Annotated in this window: 7 protein-coding genes; 2 read left to right on the forward strand and 5 right to left on the reverse strand. The window is 66.2% G+C overall.

Translation table 11 applies throughout. The annotated features are described in order from the left end of the window. Positions 1-199 precede the first annotated feature (199 nt). On the reverse strand, positions 200-1,321 hold the full coding sequence (locus N5J73_RS23640; protein WP_049448166.1) for an inorganic phosphate transporter: 1,122 nt from the start codon (positions 1,319-1,321) through the stop codon (positions 200-202). A 13-nt stretch (positions 1,322-1,334) separates the two neighbouring features. After that, complete coding sequence (locus tag N5J73_RS23645; protein WP_004152833.1) at positions 1,335-1,961, reverse strand: DUF47 family protein; 627 nt, start codon at positions 1,959-1,961, stop codon at positions 1,335-1,337. Between the two features lie 292 nt (positions 1,962-2,253). Between N5J73_RS23645 and N5J73_RS23650 the strand changes: the two genes are divergently transcribed. Together N5J73_RS23650 and N5J73_RS23655 are read left to right on the forward strand one after the other, a co-directional pair. After that, positions 2,254-3,558 (forward strand): hemolysin family protein, encoded by a 1,305-nt coding sequence (locus N5J73_RS23650; RefSeq protein WP_049448164.1) that lies wholly within the window; start codon positions 2,254-2,256, stop codon positions 3,556-3,558. Continuing rightward, positions 3,542-4,201 (forward strand): exopolysaccharide biosynthesis protein, encoded by a 660-nt coding sequence (locus tag N5J73_RS23655; protein WP_049448162.1) that lies wholly within the window; start codon positions 3,542-3,544, stop codon positions 4,199-4,201. Before N5J73_RS23650 ends, N5J73_RS23655 begins: the two co-directional genes overlap by 17 nt. A gap of 92 nt (positions 4,202-4,293) precedes the next feature. Here N5J73_RS23655 and N5J73_RS23660 read toward each other — a convergent pair whose 3' ends face one another. From N5J73_RS23660 to N5J73_RS23670, 3 genes are all read right to left on the reverse strand, one after another. Then, positions 4,294-4,791, reverse strand: a complete 498-nt coding sequence (locus N5J73_RS23660; RefSeq protein WP_049448161.1) for a pyridoxamine 5'-phosphate oxidase family protein — start codon at positions 4,789-4,791, stop codon at positions 4,294-4,296. Between the two features lie 68 nt (positions 4,792-4,859). Then, on the reverse strand, positions 4,860-5,855 hold the full coding sequence (locus tag N5J73_RS23665; RefSeq protein ID WP_049448159.1) for an LLM class flavin-dependent oxidoreductase: 996 nt from the start codon (positions 5,853-5,855) through the stop codon (positions 4,860-4,862). 390 nt (positions 5,856-6,245) lie between these two features. Further along, positions 6,246-7,013: a sulfurtransferase gene (locus tag N5J73_RS23670; RefSeq protein WP_049448157.1), complete on the reverse strand. Its 768-nt coding sequence runs from the start codon at positions 7,011-7,013 to the stop codon at positions 6,246-6,248. Positions 7,014-7,262 lie beyond the last annotated feature (249 nt).

The raw sequence follows: 7,262 nt of genomic DNA on the forward strand, positions 1-7,262 counted from the left end.
CCGGACCCACCCCGCCTTCGACAGTTTCCCGCTGCTGCTGGTGGGTGCCGACCGTTGGTCGGCACGGGATCGGATCCCTGTTTCTGCTCTGGTGGGTGTCGACCTTGGTCGACACACTGGGTACAGACGAATGATCTGCCCATGAAAAAAGCCCGCCGGTATCCGGCGGGCTTTTTCGTTTGCAACCTTGGCGTGGCGATCAGGTCCAGCCGAACAGCTCGAACAGCTTCAGGATCAGGTATGCGCAGCCGCCGGCTGCCGGGATGGTCAGGATCCAGGCCCAGACGATGCGTTCGATCACGCCGAACTTCAGCGAACGCGGGTTCTTGGCGAAGCCGACGCCCATGATCGCGGTGGAGATGCTGTGCGTGGTCGAGACCGGCATGCCGAAGTGCGCGGCCAGGGTCAGGATGGTGGCCGAGCTGGTCTCCGCGGCGAAGCCGTGGATCGGGTGCAGCTTGACCATCTTGTGGCCCAGGGTCTTGATGATCTTCCAGCCGCCCGAAGCGGTACCGGCCGCCATCACCACCGCACAGGTCAGCACGATCCACATCGCGATGCCGTCACCGGCGTGCGCGTCCGGGTGCATGAAGGCCAGCCAGGACGGCAGGTCGTTCAATGCGCCGGTGGCTTCGGCACCGATCAGGGTCATGGCGATGATGCCCATGGTTTTCTGCGCATCGTTGTGGCCGTGGGCGAAGCCCATGTAGGCCGCCGAGGCGATCTGCGCCTTGCCGAAGAAGGCATTGACGATGCGCGGGCGGGCCAGGCGGCCGATGGCACCACCGATCTTGGCCAGGCCGGCGATCAGCGCCCACAGCAGCCCCATCACTACGATGCCGAGCAGGAAGCCGGCGATCGGCGAGGTGATCATCGGCACGAACACCTTCCACAGCAGGCCCTTGTTCTGCGCCCAGCTGCCCAGGCGCTCGGACCAGATCAGGGCGTCCCAGTTGTTGTGGGCCGCGGCCAGGCCGGCGCCGCAGAGACCACCGATCAGGGCGTGCGAGGACGAGGACGGCAGGCCCTTCCACCAGGTGATCAGGTTCCAGATGATGCCGCCCAGCAGGGCGCACAGGATCACCTGCGGGGTGACGTCGACCACGTTGGTGTTGAGCAGGCCCGACGCGATGGTGAGCGCTACCGCGGTACCGGTCAGTGCACCGAGGAGATTCATGAAGGCGGCCAGCATCACCGCCCAACCGGGCGAGAGCACCTTGGTCGCCACCACGGTGGCAATGGAGTTGGCGGTGTCGTGGAAGCCGTTGATGAACTCGAAGACGAGTGCGGCCAGGATCACCACCAGGACAAGGGTCAACATGCGGCGGCGTCCGTCAGCTGTTCTTCAACACGATCTGGTACGCCACCACGCCGGCCTCGCGGCAACGGTCGATGGCCTTTTCCAGGATCTCGAAGAATTCCTTCAGCAGGAACATCTGCAGATTGTCCAGGCGGCCCGAATAGATGTCGCGGTACAGCTCGAGCATCAGGCGGTCGGCCTCGTTCTCCAGCGAGCGCAGCTTCTCGTTGAGCGCGGTCATCCGGTCCAGGTTCATGTGGCGCAGGTCGGCCACCATCTCCACCACCACGCCGGCGGCCTGTTCCAGCATCGCCGCGCGCGGCGCGAAGTCGATGTGCTCCAGGTGGGTCGTGGCCAGCGAATAGCGATCGGCGAACTTCTCGATCTGCTTGGGAATCTTGTACAGCGCCGAGCCCAGCGCTTCGATGTCTTCGCGCTCGATCGGGGTCATGAAGCTGTCCACCAGCGCCTGGCTGATCTTGTCCGAGGCCGCGCGTTCGCGCAGGCGGGCCAGCTTGAAGGCGTCCAGCGCGGGCTGGCGATCGGCCTCGCGCAGCATGGAATGCAGCGCCTTGGCGGCGTCGGAAGCCGCGACGGCAGCCTCATCGAGCAGGGTGTAGAACTGTTTGCCGGAACCGAAAATGGTCTGCAGAGAGAACATTGAGAAACCTGTCAGCCGTCGCGGGAAGGACGGCACCAGACGGAATTATGACGGCTAGATGACCATCACGGGTATCCCCGACCTCTTTTGGGGCTCTGGAACCCCCAACCTGAACAGGCGGTTGCCACCCTGCCATGCCCCTTTGCTAAGATGCCAGCGCGCCTTCGGGCGCACCTTATGGACGACGACCCTTATCCCCCTGCGCCGCGCCGGACCCTGTTCCTGAGCGCCTGCCGCCATCGCCAGCACACGCCCTCCCTGCCACCAACCGGGGACGACGCCCGTGTTTGAAATGATCCTGATTGTCTTTGCGCTTGTTCTGCTGAACGGCTTCTTCGCCATGTCCGAGATGTCGGTCATGACCTCGCGCAAGAGCCGCCTGAAGCAGATGGCCGCCACCTCCAAACGGGCCGCCAAGGCGCTGGAGCTGTCGGAGAAGCCGGAGAGCTTCCTGTCCACCGTGCAGATCGGCATCACCGTGATCGGCGTGCTGACCGGCTATCTCGGCGGTGATGCGATCGGCGACGCGATCGCCGGCTGGCTGCAGGGCCTGATGCCCGGCTTTGCGTACGCGCGCGAGGTAGGCACCGCCCTGGCGGTCTCGCTGATCACCTTCATCACGCTGATCTTCGGTGAACTGGTGCCCAAGCGCCTGGCACTGACCCGCTCGGAAGCCATTGCCGGGCTGGTCGCGATGCCGATGAGCTGGCTGGCCAAGCTCGCCCTGCCCTTCGTCTGGCTGTTGTCCAAGACCACCCAGTTGGTGCTGCGCCTGTTCGGCCTTGGCAAGGACGAAGTCGCCTCGGTGACGGAAGAAGAGATCCGCATGCTGGTGGCCGAAAGCCACGAGGCCGGCGTGATCGACGCCCACGAGCGCGACATGATGAACCGCGTCATGCGTCTGGGCGACCGCACCGCCGACAGCCTGATGACCCCGCGCAACCGCATCGCCTGGCTGGATACCCAGGGCGGGCTGGAGCGCAATCTGGAAATCATGGCCGAGCACGAGTTTTCGCGGTACCCGGTGTACCGCGACAACGACATGGACGTGGTCGGCGTACTCGAACTGAAATCGCTGGCCACGCGCATGGCGCGCGGTGACAACGCGCTGTTCCAGACCCTGCGCGAACCGCTGTATGTCTCCGAATCGACCCACGCGATGAAGCTGTTGGAGATCTTCCGCGAGGAACAGCAGTCGATGGCGCTGGTGGTGGACGAGTACGGCGAGATCCAGGGCCTGGTGACCATCAGCGACCTGATGGGCGCCGTGGTCGGCCGCCTGCAGGCAGTGGAGAATGCCGACGAAGATGCGCTGGTGGTGACCCGTGAGGACGGCTCGTTGCTGGTGGACGGCTCGCTGCCGATCGAGGACCTGCGCGAGCTGATCGGCAGCAACGACCTGCCCGATGCCGAGGATGGCGACTACTACACGCTGGCCGGCATGTGCATCCACTACTTCGGCCGCATTCCGCATGCAGGCGAGTACTTCGACTGGGCCGGCTGGCGCTTCGAGGTGGTCGATCTGGACGGTGCGCGGGTGGACAAGCTGCTGCTGCGCACGCTGTCCGACGAGCAGGCCGATGAGCTCACCGCCTGAGGCTGGCCAGGGTCCGGGCGCTGATCGCCCGGCCTACCGCAATGAGGGCATCCGTACCCTCCTGGAGATGTTCGCCTCCGGCGATCCCGCCGAGCACATGCCGCTCGGCCAGATCCTCAGCAACCTGCAGCAGAGCGCGTTCGGCGTGTTCCTGTTCGTGGCGATCCTGCCCTCGTTCATCCCGATTCCAGGCCTTGGCGGCGCGGTCAGCGGTCCCCTGGTGATCCTGATCGGCCTGCAGATGCTGTTCTGCCTGCGCCGCCCCTGGCTGCCCGGTTTCATCGCCCGCCGCGGGCCCAGGCGCAGCACCATGCACCGTTTCCTGGACCGCATCGACCGCCCGCTGCGGCGGCTCGACCGAATGCTGTCGCCGCGCCTGCCGCAACTGCTGACACCGCTGCCGGCGCACGCCTTCAGCGGCCTTCTGCTGGTGCTGCTGGGGGTCCTACTGTCGTTGCCGATTCCGTTCACCAACTTCCTGTTCGGCTTCCAGCTGCTGCTGTTCTCGCTGGCGCTGCTGGAACGTGACGGCGCGCTGATGCTGTTCAACTGGATCGCGGCGTTGGTGGCGATCGCGTTCTTCGGTTTCAGTTCGGGGCAGCTGGTGGGTTACATCGTGGATCTGTTCCAGCGCTGGTTCTGAACCGGACTCCGCTGGAGCCGGCATCTGGCCGGCTGCCACGTTTCCAGTGTTGCCGGCCAGTGGCCGGCACTACCAACACCGGACCTCAGCCATCACCGTAGGTCGATGAATCCGTTGTCGGCCAACGCCGCCGGTTCATCCTGCACCGCCGACAGCACGAACGTCAGCGCCTTGCCCAGCAGCGTACCCGGACCATCCCAGTATTCGGCGCTGTCGGCGCGTACATGGATCAGGCGCAGGTTCGGGTCGTCCTTGCCGCCCGGGAAGAACAGCTTCATCGCCGGCGACCACAGCGCCTCGATCTTCGCGCGATCATCGACAACCCGCGCGCGCCCCGCCACAGACACATAGGTATTCTTCGATGGCGAGGCATAGGCCACGTTGACGCGCGGGTCGAGCGCGATCTCGGCCACCTTCGGGCTGTCGGCAGTGATGACGAACCAGAGGTCACCGTCAAAGGTGACCTGCTGGGTGGCCAGGGGCCGGCTGTAGAGCCGTCCGTCGACGCCGGTGGTAGTGAACATCGCCACCTCTACGTCCTTGATCAGTTCTGCCAGTTGGGCGATGTGTTCGGCGCGGGTGTCGGCCATGTGGGGGCTCCATTGGTGTGAGCCCCCATCAGACGCGGTTCGGCCGCAATGGGCCGTGACGCAATTGTTCAGCCCGCGTGGCGGGCGTGCCAGGCCTGCATCGCCAGTTCGAACGAGCGCAGGCGCGCGCGGTGGTCGTACAGGTTGGCGGTGAGCATCAGCTCGTCCGGCTTGTGCCGCTCGACGAACGCGGCGATGCCATCCGCCACCTGCTGCGGATCGCCCAGCACGGTGCAGGCCAGTGCCCGCTCCACGCCCAGTTTTTCGTGCGGCTCCCAGAAGGACTCGATGTCGTCGATGGGTGCCGGAATCTTGCCCGGTCGGCCGCGACGCAGGTTCACGAAACTCTGCTGCTGGCTGGTGAACAGACGGCGCGATTCGGCCTCGCTGTCGCTGGCGACAACGTTCAGGGCCAGCATCGCGTGCGGCTGCTTCAGCGTGGCCGAGGGGCGGAACTCGCGGCGGTATACCGCCAGGGCTTCGTCCATCACATCGGGCGCGAAGTGCGAGGCGAACGCATACGGCAGGCCCATCGAGGCCGCCATGCGCGCACCGAACAGGCTGGAACCGAGGATCCAGGTCGGCACCCGCAGGCCACCACCCGGAACGGCCTGCACCGCCTGCCCGGGCTGTACCGGCTCGAAGTAGTGCAGCAGCTCGCGCACGTCCTGCGGGAACTGGTCGGCGCTGTCGAAGTAGCGGCGCAATGCGCGCGCGGTGGGCTGATCGGTGCCCGGCGCACGGCCCAGGCCGAGGTCGATGCGGTCCGGATACAGCGAGGCCAGCGTGCCGAACTGCTCGGCCACCTGCAGCGGCGCATGGTTGGGCAGCATGATGCCGCCGGCACCGACGCGGATGCGCTGGGTGCCGCCCGCCACGTGGCCGATCAGCACGGCCGTGGCCGCGCTGGCGATGCCGGGCATGTTGTGGTGTTCGGCCAGCCAGTAGCGGCGGTAGCCCAGCGCATCGGCGTGCTGGGCCAGTTCCAGCATGTTGGCGAAGGCGGCGGTGGTGTCACTGCCCTCGCAGACCGGGGCCAGGTCAAGGATCGACAACGGGATCATCAGGTGTTTTTCCGTCACAGGATCCCCCATGCATGGGGTCGGCCAGCCGCCGCGGCCAGTGACGGTGGCGGGATGCTGATTCCCGTGGGATGGATTCAGCAGAACAGGGTCGACGGATTACGGGCCACGGACGGCGGACGGCGGACGGCGGACGGCGGACGGCGGACGGCGGTAGAGTCGACTGTTAGTCGACTGTTAGTCGACTGCTTTTGGACGGCGGCTGGACTGCTCCTGAACTGCTCTCGGCGGGAGACTGAAACCCCCGCGCTGCGCGCGATAGTCGACTAACAGTCGACTCTACCGGCGCCCCGTCAACCGTCGTCCCCGCCGGCCCGCATTTCCGTCAACCTGCGTCCCGGTCAACCTGCATACCGGTCAACCGACGTCCCGTCAGAACGCGCTGGGGCGCGGCTCGGCCAGCGGCTGGTCGACCATCGGCTTCAGCTCGGCATCCAGCGCCACGCGCTCATCGAACACAAAGCAGCGGCCTTCGTAGCCTTCGCCGCCCACCTCCTCGAAGTAGCCGAGGATGCCACCGTCCAGCTGCAGCACGTTGTCCATGCCGTCGTTGACCATCCACAGCGCAGCCTTCTCGCAGCGGATGCCGCCGGTGCAGAAACTGACCACGGTGCTGTCCTTCAGCGCTTCGCGGTGCGGTGCCAATGCCTCGGGCAGGTCGGTGAACTTGTGGATGGGCAGCACCAGCGCATCCTTGAAGGTGCCGTACTCCACCTCCTGCAGGTTGCGGGTATCGAGCATCACCACCGGCTTGCCGGCGTCGTCATGCCCCTGTCGCAGCCACCGCTGCACCGTGGCCGGATCGACCGCCGGCGCGCGCGGGTACTCCAACGGCTGGCCGTCATCGCGGCGGAAGCTGATGATCTCGTCCTTCACCTTGGCCTTCAGCCGCGCGAACGGCTGATGCTGACTGAGGCTGGTCTTGACCCGCATATCGGTGAAGCGCGCGTCGGCATGCAGCGCCGCATAGAAGCCCTCGACCGCCTCCGGCGCACCCGCCAGGAACAGGTTCAGTCCCTCGCCCGCCACCAGGATCGTGCCCCGCAGCTGCGCCGCCTCGGCGCGCGCCAGCAGCTGGTCGCACAGGGCCTGGGGAGCGTCGATGACGGCGAAATGATAGGCGGCGGTATTGGCGATCATCCCGCCATTTTAGCGCCTCCCGCCCGCACAGACAGATTCAGGGGTCAGTGCCCTCTGCGCAGCAGAGGGATCCGACCCCAAGCCCGGCAGACACCCGGAATCTGTCAGGGGTGGGGCGGTGTGGGCAGGCGGGGGACGGCAAAAGCTGCTCCTGCGTGCCTCGTAGAGCGCCTTGCTCGTGTGCGCTGTCCTGCGCACACGGCAAGACCGGGGTTGGGCGTCCTGCCCAACCCGCCCAGCGCATGCCCC

It is taken from the genome of Stenotrophomonas sp. GD03654 (assembly GCF_029845105.1).
Lineage (GTDB): Bacteria > Pseudomonadota > Gammaproteobacteria > Xanthomonadales > Xanthomonadaceae > Stenotrophomonas > Stenotrophomonas africana.

Coding starts and splice junctions, on each gene's coding strand:
- N5J73_RS23640 (WP_049448166.1), bottom strand. CDS start 1,321: ATGTTGACCCTTGTCCTGGTGGTGATCCTGGCCGCACTCGTCTTCGAG.
- N5J73_RS23645 (WP_004152833.1), bottom strand. CDS start 1,961: ATGTTCTCTCTGCAGACCATTTTCGGTTCCGGCAAACAGTTCTACACC.
- N5J73_RS23650 (WP_049448164.1), top strand. CDS start 2,254: ATGATCCTGATTGTCTTTGCGCTTGTTCTGCTGAACGGCTTCTTCGCC.
- N5J73_RS23655 (WP_049448162.1), top strand. CDS start 3,542: ATGAGCTCACCGCCTGAGGCTGGCCAGGGTCCGGGCGCTGATCGCCCG.
- N5J73_RS23660 (WP_049448161.1), bottom strand. CDS start 4,791: ATGGCCGACACCCGCGCCGAACACATCGCCCAACTGGCAGAACTGATC.
- N5J73_RS23665 (WP_049448159.1), bottom strand. CDS start 5,855: ATGATCCCGTTGTCGATCCTTGACCTGGCCCCGGTCTGCGAGGGCAGT.
- N5J73_RS23670 (WP_049448157.1), bottom strand. CDS start 7,013: ATGATCGCCAATACCGCCGCCTATCATTTCGCCGTCATCGACGCTCCC.